The organism is Agromyces sp. CCNWLW213 (assembly GCF_037199545.1).
GTDB lineage: Bacteria > Actinomycetota > Actinomycetes > Actinomycetales > Microbacteriaceae > Agromyces.
The window spans coordinates 366152-382076 of sequence record NZ_JBBBDX010000001.1; the positions used below are offsets into that span (position 1 = coordinate 366152).

Annotated in this window: 15 protein-coding genes; 3 read left to right on the plus strand and 12 right to left on the minus strand. The window is 72.1% G+C overall.

Annotated features, from left to right (window positions below):
- Positions 1-409: 409 nt before the first annotated feature.
- The 7 genes from nadD to rplU all read right to left on the minus strand — a co-directional run bounded on the left by nadD (position 410) and on the right by rplU (position 5653).
- On the minus strand, positions 410-1009 hold the full coding sequence (gene nadD / locus WBQ80_RS01760; RefSeq protein WP_336570180.1) for a nicotinate-nucleotide adenylyltransferase: 600 nt from the start codon (positions 1007-1009) through the stop codon (positions 410-412).
- 16 nt (positions 1010-1025) lie between these two features.
- Positions 1026-1247, minus strand: a complete 222-nt coding sequence (locus WBQ80_RS01765; RefSeq protein ID WP_336570179.1) for a hypothetical protein — start codon at positions 1245-1247, stop codon at positions 1026-1028.
- 86 nt (positions 1248-1333) lie between these two features.
- On the minus strand, positions 1334-2629 hold the full coding sequence (locus WBQ80_RS01770) for a glutamate-5-semialdehyde dehydrogenase (protein ID WP_336570178.1): 1296 nt from the start codon (positions 2627-2629) through the stop codon (positions 1334-1336).
- A 47-nt stretch (positions 2630-2676) separates the two neighbouring features.
- Complete coding sequence (proB, locus tag WBQ80_RS01775; RefSeq protein ID WP_336570177.1) at positions 2677-3468, minus strand: glutamate 5-kinase; 792 nt, start codon at positions 3466-3468, stop codon at positions 2677-2679.
- A complete protein-coding gene (gene obgE, locus WBQ80_RS01780; protein ID WP_336570176.1) occupies positions 3465-4997 on the minus strand; it encodes a GTPase ObgE in 1533 nt (510 codons plus the stop codon). The genes proB and obgE overlap by 4 nt, the downstream gene beginning before the upstream one ends.
- Positions 4998-5065: 68 nt before the next feature.
- Positions 5066-5323: a 50S ribosomal protein L27 gene (gene rpmA / locus WBQ80_RS01785; RefSeq protein ID WP_067948501.1), complete on the minus strand. Its 258-nt coding sequence runs from the start codon at positions 5321-5323 to the stop codon at positions 5066-5068.
- A gap of 21 nt (positions 5324-5344) precedes the next feature.
- Positions 5345-5653: a 50S ribosomal protein L21 gene (rplU, locus tag WBQ80_RS01790; RefSeq protein WP_336570175.1), complete on the minus strand. Its 309-nt coding sequence runs from the start codon at positions 5651-5653 to the stop codon at positions 5345-5347.
- Between the two features lie 244 nt (positions 5654-5897).
- Here rplU and WBQ80_RS01795 point away from each other — a divergent pair, with 244 nt between their 5' ends.
- Positions 5898-6308 carry a hypothetical protein gene (locus WBQ80_RS01795; protein ID WP_336570174.1) on the plus strand — a complete coding sequence of 137 codons (411 nt, stop codon included), beginning with the start codon at positions 5898-5900 and terminating at the stop codon, positions 6306-6308.
- Positions 6309-6327: 19 nt separating this feature from the next.
- Positions 6328-6600, plus strand: coding sequence for a DUF4031 domain-containing protein (locus WBQ80_RS01800; RefSeq protein ID WP_336570173.1), 273 nt, complete (start codon positions 6328-6330; stop codon positions 6598-6600).
- Here the strand turns inward: WBQ80_RS01800 and WBQ80_RS01805 are convergent.
- Positions 6592-9327 (minus strand): Rne/Rng family ribonuclease, encoded by a 2736-nt coding sequence (locus tag WBQ80_RS01805; RefSeq protein ID WP_336570172.1) that lies wholly within the window; start codon positions 9325-9327, stop codon positions 6592-6594. The two genes, WBQ80_RS01800 and WBQ80_RS01805, sit on opposite strands and share 9 nt — an antisense overlap.
- 272 nt (positions 9328-9599) lie before the next feature.
- Here WBQ80_RS01805 and WBQ80_RS01810 point away from each other — a divergent pair, with 272 nt between their 5' ends.
- A complete protein-coding gene (locus WBQ80_RS01810) occupies positions 9600-10223 on the plus strand; it encodes a vitamin K epoxide reductase family protein (RefSeq protein WP_336570171.1) in 624 nt (207 codons plus the stop codon).
- Between the two features lie 69 nt (positions 10224-10292).
- Here WBQ80_RS01810 and ndk read toward each other — a convergent pair whose 3' ends face one another.
- From ndk to ileS, 4 genes are read right to left on the minus strand one after another with little or no spacing between them, the layout of a single operon-like run.
- Positions 10293-10715 carry a nucleoside-diphosphate kinase gene (gene ndk / locus WBQ80_RS01815; protein ID WP_336570169.1) on the minus strand — a complete coding sequence of 141 codons (423 nt, stop codon included), beginning with the start codon at positions 10713-10715 and terminating at the stop codon, positions 10293-10295.
- Complete coding sequence (locus tag WBQ80_RS01820; RefSeq protein WP_336570168.1) at positions 10712-11170, minus strand: DUF4233 domain-containing protein; 459 nt, start codon at positions 11168-11170, stop codon at positions 10712-10714. Before WBQ80_RS01820 ends, ndk begins: the two co-directional genes overlap by 4 nt.
- The gene (locus tag WBQ80_RS01825; protein ID WP_336570167.1) at positions 11167-12540 is read right to left on the minus strand and encodes a bifunctional folylpolyglutamate synthase/dihydrofolate synthase; all 1374 of its coding nucleotides are present in this window, start codon (positions 12538-12540) and stop codon (positions 11167-11169) included. The genes WBQ80_RS01820 and WBQ80_RS01825 overlap by 4 nt, the downstream gene beginning before the upstream one ends.
- Entirely contained in the window at positions 12537-15854 is a 3318-nt protein-coding gene (ileS, locus tag WBQ80_RS01830) for an isoleucine--tRNA ligase (RefSeq protein WP_336570166.1), read from the minus strand. The genes WBQ80_RS01825 and ileS overlap by 4 nt, the downstream gene beginning before the upstream one ends.
- Positions 15855-15925 lie beyond the last annotated feature (71 nt).

The following is a 15925-nucleotide window of genomic DNA, read 5'->3' on the forward strand; positions in this document are numbered from 1 at the left end:
GAATCGGTTCCCGGGTGGGGGCGCTGCGCGGGCGGCAGGTCCTGATACCGCGGCATGGGACCGCCCTGCGGCCGGGGCGCCTCGCCCCAGGACTGCGGTCGCTGCGGGGGCGGCGTCGCGGCTCGGCCGTCGACCGGACGACGATCCGGCGGCTGCGGCGCACCCGGGCCGCGGACCGGCGTACCTGCGGGAGCACCGCCCGACGGCGGCCCGTAACCTCCGCCCTGCGGCGGGCCGGACGGCGCCGGCTGGGGCACGCGCGGCTGCTGCGGATACGGCGGCTGCACGGGGGCCTGCGCAGGCGTGGGAGCGTCGGTCGGCCGGGCGGCGGCCTCGGAACGCTGCTGTTCGAGCAGCCGTTCTCGCTCGCGGACCTCGCGACGCGTGAGCGGCGGTTCCTGCGACGACGTCATTCGACACTCCGGTAGAGGTGGTGCTTGGAGATGTACTGGACGACCCCGTCAGGCACCAGATACCACACCGGGAAGCCCCGGCGCGTCCGATCCCGGCAGTCCGTCGACGAGATCGCCAGCGCCGGTACTTCGAGCAAGCTTACGTCCTGCTCCGGCAATCCCGAAACGGACAGGACGTGACCCGGGCGACTCACAGCGACGAAGTGCGCGAGCGACCAGAGCTCTTCCACGTCCTTCCAGGACAGGATCTGGGCGATGGCGTCGGCCCCCGAGATGAAGAACAGGTCGGCGTCGGGGCGCTCGGCCCGCATGTCGCGGAGCGTGTCGATCGTGTAGGTCGGCTTCTGCCGGTCGATGTCGACGCGACTGACGGTGAACCGGGGATTGGATGCCGTCGCGATGACGGTCATGAGGTACCGGTGCTCGGCCGGCGTGACGACCTCTTTGTAGTACGGTCGCCCGGTCGGCACGAACACGACCTCGTCGAGCTCGAACGACTGGGCGACCTCGCTCGCGGCCACCAGGTGGCCGTGGTGGATGGGGTCGAACGTACCGCCCATCACGCCGATGCGTGGTCGGCGCGCCTCGGTGGCCACGGTCGTTCCGACGACCTCAGTGACCGCCGTGCTCGCCCCCGGTGTGGCGCGCGGCGTATGCGGCCGCCTTCGCGCGGTGGCGGTTGGCCACGTCGCGGTAGGAGTAGGTGACGGCGCCGAGCGCGAAGAAGACCACGAGCGTGATGATGCCGAAGACGTAGGCCTCGAATGGGAGCTCGCGAGCGAACTCGGTCTCGGTGAACACCGTGCTCGTCAGCACTGCCGTCGCAAGGCTCATCGCCGCTCCTCCAGGTCTCGCGGATGTCGCTCCGGACAGTCTAGCGGTCCGGGCGGGGGTCGTCCGTCGCGGGTGGACGCGGCGGGTCAGGCGCGCGCGTGCCCTGCACCGCGCACGATCCACTTCGTGCTCGTGAGCTCGGGCAGCCCCATGGGCCCGCGGGCGTGCAGCTTCTGCGTCGAGATGCCGACCTCGGCGCCGAAGCCGAACTCGGCGCCGTCCGTGAACCGCGTGGAGGCGTTCACCATGACGGCGGCCGCGTCGACCTCCTCGAGGAACCGCTCCGCATTTCCGAGGTCGTTGGTGATGATCGACTCGGTGTGCTTCGTCGAGTACCGGCGGATGTGCTCGAGCGCGTCGTCGAGCGAGTCGACGATGCCGACCGAGAGGTCGAGGCTCATGTGCTCGGTCGCCCAGTCCTCGTCGGTCGTCGGGACCGCCGACGGGTGCATCGCGCGCACCCGCTCGTCGCCGTGCACCGTGACGCCCGACGCCTCGAGCCGCTCGAGCACCGGCGGAAGGAGACGGGCTGCGGCATCCGAGTGCACCAGGAGGGTCTCGAGCGCATTGCAGACGCTCGGACGCTGCACCTTGGCGTTGTGCACCAGGTCGACCGACCAGTCCTCGCGCGCGCTCGCGTCGAGGAACATGTGCACGACGCCCGCGCCGGTCTCGATTACGGGCACGGTCGCCTCGTCGACGACGGCGCGGATGAGCGCTGCGCTCCCCCGCGGGATCAGCACGTCGACGTGGTCGCGAGCCCGCATGAGGTGCCGCGCGCCCTCGCGGCCGAAGTCGTCGACGGTCTGCACCGCGTCACCGGGCAGGCCGGCGCTCGCGATGGCGTCGCGCAGTACCTCGACGAGCACCGCGTTGGTGCGTTCGGCGGCGGACCCGCCGCGGAGGGCGACCGCGTTGCCGCTCTTCAGCGCGAGCGCGGCGATGTCGACCGTGACGTTGGGGCGCGCCTCGTAGATGGCGCCGACGACGCCGAGCGGCACGCGCACCTGCTCGATGCGCACGCCGTTCGGCAGCGTGCGTCCGCTGACCGTCTCGCCGACCGGGTCGGTGAGCGCCACGACGTCGAGGACCGCGTCGGCGATCGCGTCGATGCGGCGCCCGTCGAGGGTGAGCCGGTCGAGGAGGCCGGTGCCGAGGCCCGAGACCCGACCGGCCTCGAGGTCGGCGGCGTTCGCGGCGACGATGTCGTCGACGCGGGCCCGCAGTCGCTCGCCGATCGCCTGCAGCGCGGCATCCTTCTCGGCGGTCGTCGCGCGCGCCAGGCGGCGCGACGCCTCCTTCGCGGCGGCGAGGCGCCCGTCGAGCACGGTCGCGAGGTTCGACTCGAGGTCGATGGCGGGATCGGTGCGGACGTCGGTCATGCTGCCAAGCCTAGTTCGCGTCCCCTCGGGCGGCACCGTGTGTGACGTCAGCGGGCGGCGGGCTCGAACCAGGTGCCGACGAGCGCTCCGGTGAGCGCGTCGGCCACGAGCGAGGTCGCCGTGACGAGCACGCCGGTGCCGGATGCCGCGGCGATCCGCGCCGCCGAGACCTTGGTCTCCGCTCCCCCGGTGCCGACCCCCGCCCGCCCGATGGATCCGATCTCGACCCCGGCCAGCTCGTCGCCGAAGGCGACGTGAGGGATCGGCTCGGCGCCCTCGAGGTGCGGCGGCCGGGTGTACAGCGCGTCGACGTCGGAGAGCAGCACGAGCAGGTCGGCGCCGATGAGCTCCGCGACCATCGCCGCGAGCCGGTCGTTGTCGCCGAATCGGATCTCGTGCGTCGCCACGGTGTCGTTCTCGTTGACGATGGGCATGATCCGCAGGCCGAGCAGGCGCTCCATGGCGCGCTGGGCGTTCAGGCGGTGCGTGTCGTTCTCGAGGTCGCCCGCGGTGAGCAGCACCTGGCCGGCGACGATGCCGAAGCGGCGCAGCGACTCCTGGTAGCGGTAGATCAGGATGTTCTGTCCGACGGAGGCTGCGGCCTGCTGGGTCGCGAGGTCGTCGGGGCGCGCATCGAGCCGGAGGTACGGCATGCCGGTCGCGATCGCTCCCGACGAGACCAGCACGACCTCGGCGCCGCGTTCGTGCGCGGCGGCGAGGGCGTCGACGAGCGGCGCGATCTGCCCGACGTTCTCACCCGAGATCGACGACGAGCCGACCTTCACGACGATGCGCCGGGCCGCGGCGACCCGGTCGCGCGTGAGGGGCGCCGTCGTCATCCGCGCTCCTCGTCGTCGGCGTCGTCGTCGTCGCCTCCCGCCCACAGGCCCGCCTCGCGCTCGCGCTGAAGCTCCGCGCGGGCCTCGGCCTTCGCGTCCATGCGCTCGTAGTACTCCCCGCGACGCTCGGCGCGCGTCGCACGCCGGTTGTCGTCGAGGCGGATGTCGCTGCCGCGCGGGGACGTGATGAGCTCGGCCGTCGAGGTGAGGGTCGGCTCCCAGTCGAACACCACGCCCGAACCGGGACCGATGACCACGGTCGATCCCGCGGTGGCGCCGGCGCGCACCAGTTCGTCCTCGACGCCGAGGCGGGCGAGCCGGTCGGCGAGGTAGCCGACGGCCTCGTCGTTCGTGAAGTCGGTCTGCGCGACCCAGCGCTCGGGCTTGGCGCCGAGCACGCGGTAGATCGTGCCGTAGCTGCCGCCCTCGGGCTTCACCGCGAAGCCGGCGTCGCGCACGGGCTTCGGGCGCAGCACGATCCGGGGCGGCGCGGGGGCGAGCGCGGCATCCGCGCGGGCGCGATCGACGACCTCGCCGAGGGAGAAGCCGAGCTGGCGCAGGCCCTCGTGGCTCACCGTCGAGATCTCGAACACGCGGTAGCCCCGCGACTCGAGCTCGGGCCGCACGAACTCCGCGAGCTCGCGCGCCTCTGGCACGTCGACCTTGTTGAGCGCGACCAGCTGCGGCCGTTCGAGCAGCGGCGTCTGGCCCTCGGGCACCTCGTACGCCTCGAGCTCGCGCAGGATCACCTCGAGATCGGAGATCGGGTCGCGGCCCGGCTCGAGCGTCGCGCAGTCGAGCACGTGCAGGAGTGCCGAGCAGCGCTCGACGTGGCGGAGGAACTCGAGCCCGAGGCCCTTGCCCTCGCTCGCGCCCTCGATGAGGCCGGGGACGTCGGCGACCGTGAAGCGGTGGTCGCCGGCCTGCACGACGCCGAGGTTGGGGTGCAGGGTCGTGAAGGGGTAGTCGGCGATCTTCGGGCGGGCGGCCGACATGGCCGCGATGAGGCTCGACTTGCCGGCCGAGGGGAACCCGACGAGCGCGACATCCGCGATGGTCTTGAGCTCGAGCGTGACCTCGCCCTCGAAGCCCGGGGTGCCGAGCAGCGCGAACCCGGGCGCCTTGCGCTTCTGCGACGCGAGTGCCGCGTTGCCGAGGCCGCCCTGGCCGCCGGGCGCGACGACGAAGCGCATGCCCGGCTCGGTGAGGTCGGCGAGCTCGGTGCCGTCGGCGTCCTTGACGACGGTCCCCACGGGCACGGGGAGCTCGAGCGGCTCGCCGGTCGCACCGGACCGGTTGTCGCCCATGCCGGGCTGGCCGTTCTCGGACGACCGGTGGGGACGCCCGTGGTACGCGAGGAGGGTGGTCACCTGCGGGTCGGCGACGAGCACGATGTCGCCGCCGTCGCCGCCGTTGCCGCCGTCGGGGCCGGCGAGCGGCTTGAACTTCTCACGGCGCACCGACACGCAGCCGTTGCCGCCGTGTCCGGCGCGCAGGAACAGCCGGACCTGGTCGACGAAGCTCACCATGCCGCTGCCCTCCTCTCAGGAAACACGTGAGGGCGAGCCGAAGCCCGCCCTCACGAAACCGATCTCGCTTACGCGTCGACCGAAACGATGTTCACGACCTTGCGGCCGCCCTTGTTGCCGAACTCGACGGCGCCGGCCTCGAGGGCGAACAGCGTGTCGTCGCCGCCTCGGCCCACACCCGCACCGGGGTGGAAGTGGGTGCCGCGCTGACGGACGAGGATCTCGCCCGCCGAGACGACCTGGCCGCCGAAGCGCTTCACGCCGAGGCGCTTGGCGTTCGAGTCACGACCGTTGCGAGTGGAGCTCGCACCCTTCTTGTGTGCCATTGTCCCTGTCTCCTCTGGCCGTTACTTGATGCCGGTGATCTTGACGCGCGTGAGCTCCTGACGGTGGCCCTGGCGCTTCTTGTAGCCGGTCTTGTTCTTGAACTTCTGAATGACGATCTTCGGACCGCGCAGGTCGTTCAGGACCTCGGCCGTGACCGTGACCTTGGCGAGCGACTCCGCGTCGGAGGTGATCTTGTCGCCGTCGACGAGCAGGACGGGCGTGAGCTGCACGTTGCCGTCCTTGTCGGCCTTGATCCGGTCCATCGTCACGATGGTGCCGACCTCGACCTTCTCCTGCCGGCCACCGGCGCGCACTACTGCGTAAACCACTTCTCGTACCTATCTCCAGGGAGCCATGCGGCTCCGCCTAACTGATGGGATGTCACTGCGCGGATGACCCCAGCGGGAAGGAGGGTCGTCACTGCCAGAAAACTGTGCGTGCCCACCGGGATAAGCGGCGGCACCAACGGTCGAGTTTACACGGATGCCACGGGGGCGGTCAAACGCGCGCCGCGCCCGCGTGTCCCGCCCCCATCGCACGGATGTCGCGGCCTCCGCGCGTACACTCGGCGCCATGGCCGTGCTGATCGACCCCACGACGCGGCCCGCAACGATGACGTGGGCGACGGTCCTACTCGTCACCAACGGGGGCCTGTTCCTCGTCCCGATCACAGCGATGTCAATCTTCGGCGTGCTGCCCCGCGTTGCGCCCGGTCTCCTCGCCCAGACCATCGTCATCGCGGCACTCGCGCTCAGTCTGATGCTCGCCGCGCGGGCCGCATGGCAAGGCTCGCGGTGGCCTCGCTACTACGCGCTCGTCGTCGGCGTCGGCTACTTCGTCGGTCTCCCGTTCGGACGAGGATCCCTCGTGGTCGCGCTCATCCTTCTCATCCCTGCGGCATGGCTCCTCTGGCAGCCCAGCGCCGTGGAGTTCGCCGCCGACGTGAAGCACGCCCCCCGAACGGTTGGGCGGAGTCTCCCATGACGACACGCGAGGTGCTCACTTGATACTCATCGACCCGCCGCTGTGGCCCAAGCACGGCACCGTGTGGTCGCACCTCGTCAGCGACACGTCGATCGACGAGCTCGTCGCGTTCGCGGAGCGCAACGGGATCCCCGCCCGTGGGTTCGACCTGGACCACTACGACGTGCCCGCCGAACGATACGACGAGCTCGTCGCCGCGGGAGCCGAGCCGGTGCCCGCGCGCGAGCTCGTCCGGCGGCTCCGCGCGAGCGGGCTCCGGGTCACCCCGCGCGAGCGGCGCGGCTCAGTCTGACGCCGAACCGGGCTCGCCGTCGGGGCGCGTGATCACGGGCGGCGAACCGGCCGGGCTCAGCGCTGCCGTCGACACCCGGCGGCTTCGCGACCGGGCGCCGCGTCCCTCGCCGGGCTGCTTGGGCGCGGGCAGTGCGTCGAGCATCGAGTCGAGCAGCACCTCGGCCTGGGGCACCCGCGCGGGGCGCTCGCGGCGGGCGGGCGGCTCGGGCAGCTCGATGATCGGGACCTGACGCTCCGGCGCCGGCGCGGGAACCGATTCCGGCGCGGGAACCGATTCCGGCTCGGGAACCGATTCCGGTTCGCCCGCCTCGGCCGGCGCCGCCTCGGGGGCGTCCGTCGGCGCCGCGGGCGGCTCGGCGGCGTTCTCGCGCTCGCCGGTTCCCCCGCCGGAGCCCCGTGAGGCTCGGCGACGGCCGCGGCGTCGGCCGCCGCCCTCGGACGGCGCGTCGGCGCTCGGTGCGGCGGCCTCGGCGGCCGGCTCGGATTCGGGAGCCGACGGGGCGGCGGCATCCGTCGTCGGGGCCTTGTGCTCGGCATGCGCCACCGTGGAGGCGGCGATCTGCGCGAGCGCGTGCTTGACGTCCTCGGTGATCGCGTGCGTGCCCTGGTGGGCCTTGTCGGAGGCGGGCGCCTGCGACGGGGCGCCGCCGCCGTTGCCGCCGCCGCGGTTGCGCCGGCGCTCGACCTGCTGCTGCGGCGCGCGATGCTTGGCGACGGGCTCGTGGTGCACGATGATGCCGCGGCCGGCGCACACCTCGCACGCCTCGGAGAAGGACTCGAGGAGGCCGAGGCCCAGCTTCTTGCGCGTCATCTGCACGAGGCCGAGCGAGGTGACCTCGGCGACCTGATGCTTGGTGCGGTCCCGCGAGAGGCACTCGACGAGCCGGCGGAGCACGAGGTCGCGGTTGGACTCGAGCACCATGTCGATGAAGTCGACGACGATGATGCCGCCGATGTCGCGGAGCCGGAGCTGCCGGACGATCTCCTCGGCGGCCTCGAGGTTGTTCTTGGTGACCGTCTCCTCGAGATTGCCGCCCGACCCGACGAACTTGCCCGTGTTGACGTCGATGACCGTCATGGCCTCGGTGCGGTCGATGATCAGCGAACCGCCCGAGGGCAGCCACACCTTGCGCTCGAGCGCCTTCTCGATCTGCTCGCTGATGCGGAACTCGTCGAATGCGTCGCGCTCGCCCTCGTACGCCTCGACGCGCTCGAGCAGGTCGGGGGCGACCTGGCCGAGGTACTTCTCGATCGTGCGGCGCGCCTCGTCGCCGGCGATGATCATCTTCTGGAAGTCCTCGTTGAAGACGTCGCGGACGATCTTGATGAGCAGGTCGGGCTCGGAGTGCAGGAGCGCCGGCGCCTGCACCTTCTCGATGGTCTGCGAGATGTCGGCCCACTGGCTGATGAGCCGGTTGACGTCGCGCGTCAGCTGCTCCTCGGTGGCGCCCTCGGCAGCGGTGCGGACGATCACGCCCTGGTTCTCGGGGAGCACCTCCTTCAGGATCTTCTTCAGGCGCGCGCGCTCGGTGTCGGGGAGCTTGCGGCTGATCCCGTTCATCGAACCGTTCGGCACGTACACGAGGTAGCGGCCGGGCAGCGAGATCTGGCTCGTGAGGCGGGCGCCCTTGTGGCCGATCGGATCCTTGGTGACCTGCACCAGCACCCGGTCGCCGGGCTTCAGCGCGAGCTCGATGCGCCGGGGCTGGTTCTTCTCGCCGTTCTCGGCGGCGGCCTCCCAGTCGACCTCGCCCGAGTAGAGCACGGCGTTGCGGCCGCGGCCGATGTCGACGAACGCGGCCTCCATGCTGGGCAGCACGTTCTGCACGCGCCCGAGGTACACGTTGCCGATGAGCGACGCGTCCTGGTTGCGGGCGACGTAGTGCTCGACGAGCACGCCGTCCTCCATGACGCCGATCTGGATGCGTCCGCCCTTCTGCCGGACGACCATCTGGCGGTCGACCGACTCGCGGCGCGCGAGGAATTCGGCCTCGGTGATCACGGCACGGCGGCGGCCCGCGTCGCGGCCGTCGCGGCGACGCTGCTTCTTCGCCTCGAGGCGCGTGGAGCCCTTGACCTTCTGCGGCTCGGTGATGAGCTCGGGCTCACGGGGCTTCCGGACCTTGACGACGGTGTTCTCCGGCTCGTCGCCGGCGTTGCGCGACTCCTCGCCGCTGCGGCGGCGGGAGCGGCGGCGCACGCTCGATCCCTCGCCCGACGGCTCGCGGTCGCGGTCGCCGCGGTCCCGGTCGCCGCGGTCGCGGTCGCCGCGCTCGAGGCGCTCCGACGCCGGGGGCTCGAAGACCGGCGGGGCGTGGAAGATCAGCGAGGTGGTGGTGAGCACCGCCGGGATCGGCGACGCCGGCTCGACCGGCGCCTCCGGGGCCTCCGGCGCCTCCGACTCCGCGGAGGCTTCGGGCTCGGCCGCGTCGCTCGCGCCTGAACCGTCGGCCGTCTCGTCGGCGGACGGCGCGGGCGTCACGGCGGCTCCCGGGCGCTCGTCGGCGGCCTGCGCCGTCGCGGTGCCGGGCTCCGGCGCCTCCGCCGGGGAGGCCGCCTGCGTCAGGGGCTCGGCCTGCTCCGCGGCCCCTGCCGCCTCGTGCTCGGCTCGCGGCACGACCTGGGTCGCGCGACGCCCGGTGCGTCGGGCGCCGAAGAGCCCCACCTTGCGCCGGGGCGGCTCGCCTGACGTTGCGTCCGTCGGTGTTCCGTTGTCTTCCACCATCTCTGGTGCACTCCTACGCCGGGAGCGGTGGCCGCGCCACCTCACCCCGTACTCCTCGGAGCGGTCCTGCGCCGTGCGCCGGACCGCCAATCCTTCTCTGCTGCGCCCGGCGGGTGCCGGTGACGCCAAATCTCGCGGTTCGTCCGCGGATGCGGATGCGGTGCATCCTCAAAGCCCTCGTTGGCGTCGCACCGAGCGCGGCTCGGGCGACTGCAACGATTATCGCACGGTCTCCCAGCGCTGCGCGGAATCGCCGTGCCAGAATACCGGGCATGCCCGACTCCCCCCGCCCGGCACGGCCGGTGGCGTTCGCCGTGTTCCTCGTCGTCGCCGGGGCGCTGGGCCTGCTCGCGGCCTTCGAACTCACGCTCGAGAAGCTCCTGACGCTCTCGGACCCGGCGTACGTCCCGGCATGCAACGTGGGCGTGCTCGTCGGGTGCAGCGTCAACCTCGGCTCGGATCAGGGGTCGGTGTTCGGCTTCCCGAACCCGCTGATCGGGCTCATGGCGTGGCCGGTCGTCATCACGACCGGGATGGCCCTGCTCGCGGGCGCGCGCTTCGCGCGCTGGTACTGGATCGGACTGAACGTCGGCGTGGCGGGCGCGCTCGCCTTCGTCATCTGGCTCATCGCCCAGAGCATCTACGTGCTCGACGTGCTCTGCCCGTGGTGCATGCTCACCTGGGCCGTCACGATCCCGGTGTTCTGGGTCGTCAGTCTCCGGAACCTCCGCGAAGGCGTCATCCCCGCGCCCGAGCGGGTGCGCCGCGCAGCGGGCACGCTCATGGGATGGGTGGTCGTCATCACGATCGCCTGCTACGCCGTGGTGATCCTGCTCGCGCAGGCGCACATGAACGCCATCCCGCGGGTGCTCATCGACCTGCAGAACCTGTTCTAGGGCCCGGGGACGCCGACGGCGGCGGCATCCGTCACCCGGACCCCGCCGCCGTGCGGCCGAGCGATGCGCTCAGTCGAACCAGAGGGCGAGCTCGCGCTCGGCGGACTCGACCGAGTCGGAGCCGTGCACGAGGTTCTGCTGCACCTTGAGGCCCCAGTCGCGACCGAAGTCGCCGCGGATCGTGCCCGGCGCGGCGGTCGTGGGGTCGGTCGTGCCCGCGAGGACGCGGAAGCCCTCGATCACCCGGTTGCCCGCGACGCGCATGGCGACTACGGGGCCGGACTGCATGAACTCGACGAGGGGCTCGTAGAACGGCTTCCCCTCGTGCTCGGCGTAGTGCTTCGCGAGCAGGTCGCGCTCGGGCTGCACCATGCGGATGTCGACGAGCGAGTAGCCCTTCGCCTCGATGCGGCGGAGGATCTCGCCCGTGAGGTTGCGCGCGACGCCGTCGGGCTTCACGAGCACGAGGGTCTCTTCGATGGCGGTGGTCATTCGGGTTCCCTTCCTGGGGCGGCGGACGCCGCCCGATCACGGTCGATGCGTCCGCCGACGATCATGCAGTAGGCCCACATGCCGCCGAACAGCGCACCCACGACGAACATCGCGGGGTTGAGCACGCCCGACGCGAAGATCACGACCTGCAGCGCCCAGCCGAGTCCGTAGGCCCACTCGTGGCGCAGCAGTCCCATGGTGAGCACCAGGCCGAGGATGACGACGCCGCCACCGGCGAGCGGCACCCATTCGGGCAGGCCGAGCACGCCGCCCTCCTCGCGGGCGAGCCCCCAGATGACGAGTGCGGCGAGGAACACCACGATCACCTCGAAGGCCAGCACGATGCTCGCGAGGGTGCGCCGGATCGAACGCGGGGCTGCGGTCGCGCGCGTGCGCTCGTCGCGCGGCACGCCGGGGTCGTCGCCGGCGGGCGGCTCCGGCTCGGGCGCGGTCACCGGTCGCTCCATCCGCGGTCGTCCGCGATGGCGATCGCGTCGCCGACGAGCGTGATCGATCCCGTGACGAGGACGCCGCGCTTCTCGCCGCGCGAGGCCCAGTCGCGGGCCTCGTCGAGCGCGTCGTCGAGCCGCTCGACGACGTCGACGCGCTCCTCGCCGGCGACCGAGGCGACGGATGCCGCGAGCTCGCGGGCCGGGATGGCCCGGTCGGACTCCGACTGCGTCACCAGGAAGCGGGCGCCCAGAGGCTCGAGCGCCCGGACGATGCCCGTGGCGTCCTTGTCGCCCAGCACGCCCAGGACGACCACGAGCTCGTCGAAGTCGAAGTACTCGCCGAGCGCCTCGACGAGCGCCTCGGCGCCGTGCGGGTTGTGCGCGGCGTCGACGAGCACGGTCGGGTCGACCGAGATCGGATGCAGCCGCCCGGGCGAGGTCACGGCGCCGAGTCCGGACTCGAGCACGTCGTCGGCCAGCCGCACGGTGCCGCCGAGGAAGGACTCGACGGCCGCGATGGCCAGCGCGGCGTTCTCGGCCTGGTACCGGCCGTAGAGCGGGAGCGCGAGGTCGCGGTACTCCCCCGCGATCCCGCGGACCGACACGAGCTGGCCTCCGACGGCGACGCGCGAGTCGAGCACCGCGAACGCGCCGCCCTCGACCGCGACCGTCGCGTCGCGTGCCGCGGCGACCTCGTGCAGCACCTCGAGCGCCTCGGGCGCCTGGAAGGCCGTGACGACCGCGGCGCCCTGCTTGACGATGCCGGACTTGGTGCGGGCGATCTCGGCGACGGTGCGTCCGAGCCGCTCCGCGTGGTCGATCGCGATCGGCGTGATCACGGCGACCTGCCCGTCGGCGACATTGGTGGAATCCCATTCGCCGCCCATGCCGACCTCGAGCACGACGACGTCGACCGGCGCGTCGGCGAACGCGGCGAAGGCGAGCACGGTCAGCGCCTCGAAGTAGGTCAGCGGCACCTCGCCGCGGCCGGTGAGCTCGGCGTCGACCAGGTCGAGCACGGGCAGGATCTCGTCCCAGATGCGTGCGACCGCCTCGTCCGCGATCGGCTCCCCGTCGATGCGGATCCGCTCGGTGAAGCGCACGAGGTGCGGGCTCGTCATGAGTCCGGTCCGCAGGCCCTGCGCGCGGAGGATGCTCTCGATCATCCGGCTCGTGGAGGTCTTGCCGTTCGTGCCGGTGAGGTGGATCACGGGTGCGGCCCGGTGCGGGTCGCCCAGCAGCTCGACGGCCCGGCGGGTCGCGTCGAGACGCGGCTGCGGCTGCGCCTCGCCGACGCGCGCGAGCAGCGCGGCGTAGACCGCGTCGGCGGCGTCGCGCTCCCCGGGCGTCGACTCGGGGGTCAGGTCGCTCATCGCGCGGACACCTCCGCGAGCCGCTCCACGTGGACGGCGAGCTTCGAACCCTCGCCCACGGCGCGCACGTCGTCCCCGTCGGGCGAGCCCTCGGCGATGGCGACCTCCGGGGCGAGGGTCTCGCGGCCGATGAGCTCGCGGTGCGCCTCGGCCGCGGCGACGCCGGCCGCGTCGAGCGTGAGCGACAGCCGGATGCGGTCGCCGACCTCGAGCCCGGCCGCCTTGCGGGCGTCCTGAACGGCGCGCACCACGTCGCGAGCGAGGCCCTCGGCCTCCAGCTCGGGGGTCGTGGCGGTGTCGAGGATGACGAACCCGCCGTCGCCGAGCAGGCCGAGCGCCTGGCCGTCCCCTGCGGCGCCCGCCTCGAGCACGAGGTCGTACTCACCGGGCTCGAGGGCGATGCCGCCCGCGACGACCGTGTCGCCGTCGAGCGCCCAGTCGCCCGCGCGTGCGGCCTGGATCGCCTGCTGCACCTGCTTGCCGAGCCGGGGGCCGGCGGCCCGGGCGTTCACGGTGAGCCGCTTCGTGACGCCGTAGGTGGCGGCACTCGACTCGTCGAGCTCGACGAGGTCGACGCGCTTGACGTTGAGCTCGTCGCGGAGGATGCCCTCGAACGGCGCGAGCGCCGCGGCATCCGTCGTCACGACCGTGAGCGCCGCGAGCGGCAGCCGGACGCGCCGGCCCGCCTGCTTGCGCAGGGCGAGCACGGCGCCCGTGACCTCGCGTACGCCGTCCATCGCGGCGACGAGCTCGGGGTCGGCGGGGAACTCGTCGGCGGCGGGCCAGTCGGCCAGGTGCACGCTGCGGCCGCCGGTGAGCCCGCGCCACACCTGCTCGGTGACGAGCGGCAGCAGGGGTGCGGCCAAGCGCGTCAGCGTCTCGAGCACGGTGAACAGCGTGTCGAAGGCCTCGGCTCCCCGTCCGTCGTCGGCGACCCCGCCCCAGAAGCGGTCGCGCGAGCGTCGCACGTACCAGTTCGTCAGGACGTCGCCGAAGTCGCGCAGCTTCTGCGCCGCGAGCGGCGAGTCGAAGTCCTCGAGATCGGCCGTGACGGCCTCGACGAGGTCGCGCAGCTTCGCGAGCAGGTACCGGTCGAGCACGTCGGTCGAGTCCGTGCGGCGGGACGCCTCATAACCGCCCTCGCGGGCCGAGTTGGCGTACAGCGAGAAGAAGTACCACGTGCTCCACAGCGGCAGCATGAGCTGGCGCACGCCCTCGCGGATGCCCTCCTCGGTGACGACGAGATTGCCGCCGCGCAGCACCGAGCTCGACATGAGGAACCACCGCATGGCGTCGGAGCCGTCGCGATCGAACACCTCGTTGACGTCGGGGTAGTTCCGCAGCGACTTCGACATCTTCTGCCCGTCGTTGCCGAGCACGATGCCGTGACTCACGACGTTCTCGAACGCCGGTCGGTCGAACAGGGCGGTCGACAGCACGTGCAGCGTGTAGAACCATCCGCGGGTCTGCCCGATGTACTCGACGATGAAGTCCGCCGGATTGTGCGAGTCGAACCACTCGCGGTTCTCGAACGGGTAGTGCACCTGCGCGAACGGCATCGAACCGGAGTCGAACCAGACGTCGAGCACGTCGGGGATCCGGCGCATGGTGGACCGCCCGGTCGGGTCGTCGGGGTTCGGTCGCGTCAGCTCGTCGATGTAGGGGCGGTGCAGGTCGGGCTCGCCGTGCTGGTTCACCGGCAGGCGCCCGAAGTCGCGCTCGAGCTCCTCGAGCGACCCGTACACGTCGATGCGCGGGTACGCGGGGTCGTCGCTCTTCCACACCGGGATCGGCGAGCCCCAGTAGCGGTTCCGGCTGATCGACCAGTCGCGAGCGCCGGAGAGCCACTTGCCGAACTGGCCGTCCTTGACGTTCGCCGGGACCCAGTTCACCTCCTGGTTGAGCTCCTCCATGCGGTCCCGGAACTCCGGCACCCGGACGAACCAGCTCGACACGGCGCGGTAGATCAGCGGGTTCCGGCACCGCCAGCAGTGCGGGTAGGAATGCTCGTAGCTGGCCTGGCGGAGCAGGCGCCCCTCGGCCCGGAGCAGCTGCGTGAGCGGCCTGTTCGCGTCGCTCCACAGCAGTCCCGCGACATCCGTCACCTCGGGGAGGAACCTGCCGCCGTCGTCGAGGGAGAGCACGACCGGGATGCCGGCGGCCTCGCACGCCTTCTGGTCCTCCTCGCCGTACGCGGGGGCCTGGTGCACGATGCCCGTGCCGTCGTCGGTCGTGACGTACTCGGCGACGAGGATCGTCCACGCGTTCTCGAGGCCCCAGCGCTCGACGTCGGCGTAGTACTCGAAGAGGCGGTCGTAGGTGACGCCCTCGAGGTCGGCGCCGCGCACGGTGCGCGACACGGCCGCGCGCGCGGCCTCGGCGGACTCGTAGCCGAGCTCCTTGGCGTAGTTGCCGACGAGGTCGACCGCCAAGAGGTACTCGGCGCCGAGCACCTCGGTGTCGGACGGCCCGCCGCCGGCGCGCTCGCGGAGGACGGTGGCATCCGGGGTGCCGTTCGGGCCGGCCGGCACGACCGCGTACTCGATGTCGGGTCCGACGGCGAGCGCGAAGTTCGTCGGGAGGGTCCAGGGCGTGGTGGTCCAGGCGAGCGCGCGCACGGCGGTGAGGCCGAGCGACTCGGCCCTGGCGCCCGTGAGCGGGAACGTGACCGTGACCGTCTGGTCCTGGACGTTCTTGTAGACGTCGTCGTCCATGCGGAGCTCGTGGTTCGACAGCGGCGTCTGGTCGCGCCAGCAGTAGGGCAGCACGCGGTGGCCCTCGTAGGCGAGGCCCTTCTCGTGGAGCTGCGTGAACGCCCAGATCACCGACTCCATGAACGTGACGTCGAGGGTCTTGTAGTCGTGCTCGAAGTCGACCCAGCGCGCCTGGCGGGTGACGTACTCCTCCCACTCCTCGGTGTAGCGGAGGACGGCGTCGCGTGCGGCCTGGTTGAACGCGGCGATGCCCATGCGCTCGATCTCGGCCTTGTCGGTGATGCCGAGCTGGCGCTCGGCCTCGAGCTCGGCGGGAAGGCCGTGGGTGTCCCAGCCGAAGCGGCGGTGCACCTGCTTGCCGCGCATGGTCTGGAAGCGCGGGAAGAGGTCCTTGGCGTACCCGGTGAGCAGGTGCCCGTAGTGCGGGAGGCCGTTGGCGAAGGGCGGCCCGTCGTAGAAGACCCATTCCTCGGCGCCGTCGCGCTGGTCGATGGAGGCCTGGAAGGTGCCGTCGGCCTTCCAGTGCGCGAGCACGTCGCGCTCGATGGCGGGGAAGTCGGGCGAGGGGGCCACGGGCTGGTCGTCGTTGCGGGGGTACACGCGCGCTCCTTGCGGGACGGATCACCTACCGCGAGGACGCCGGCGCCCGTTCGGACCCCTGCGCGGTACCA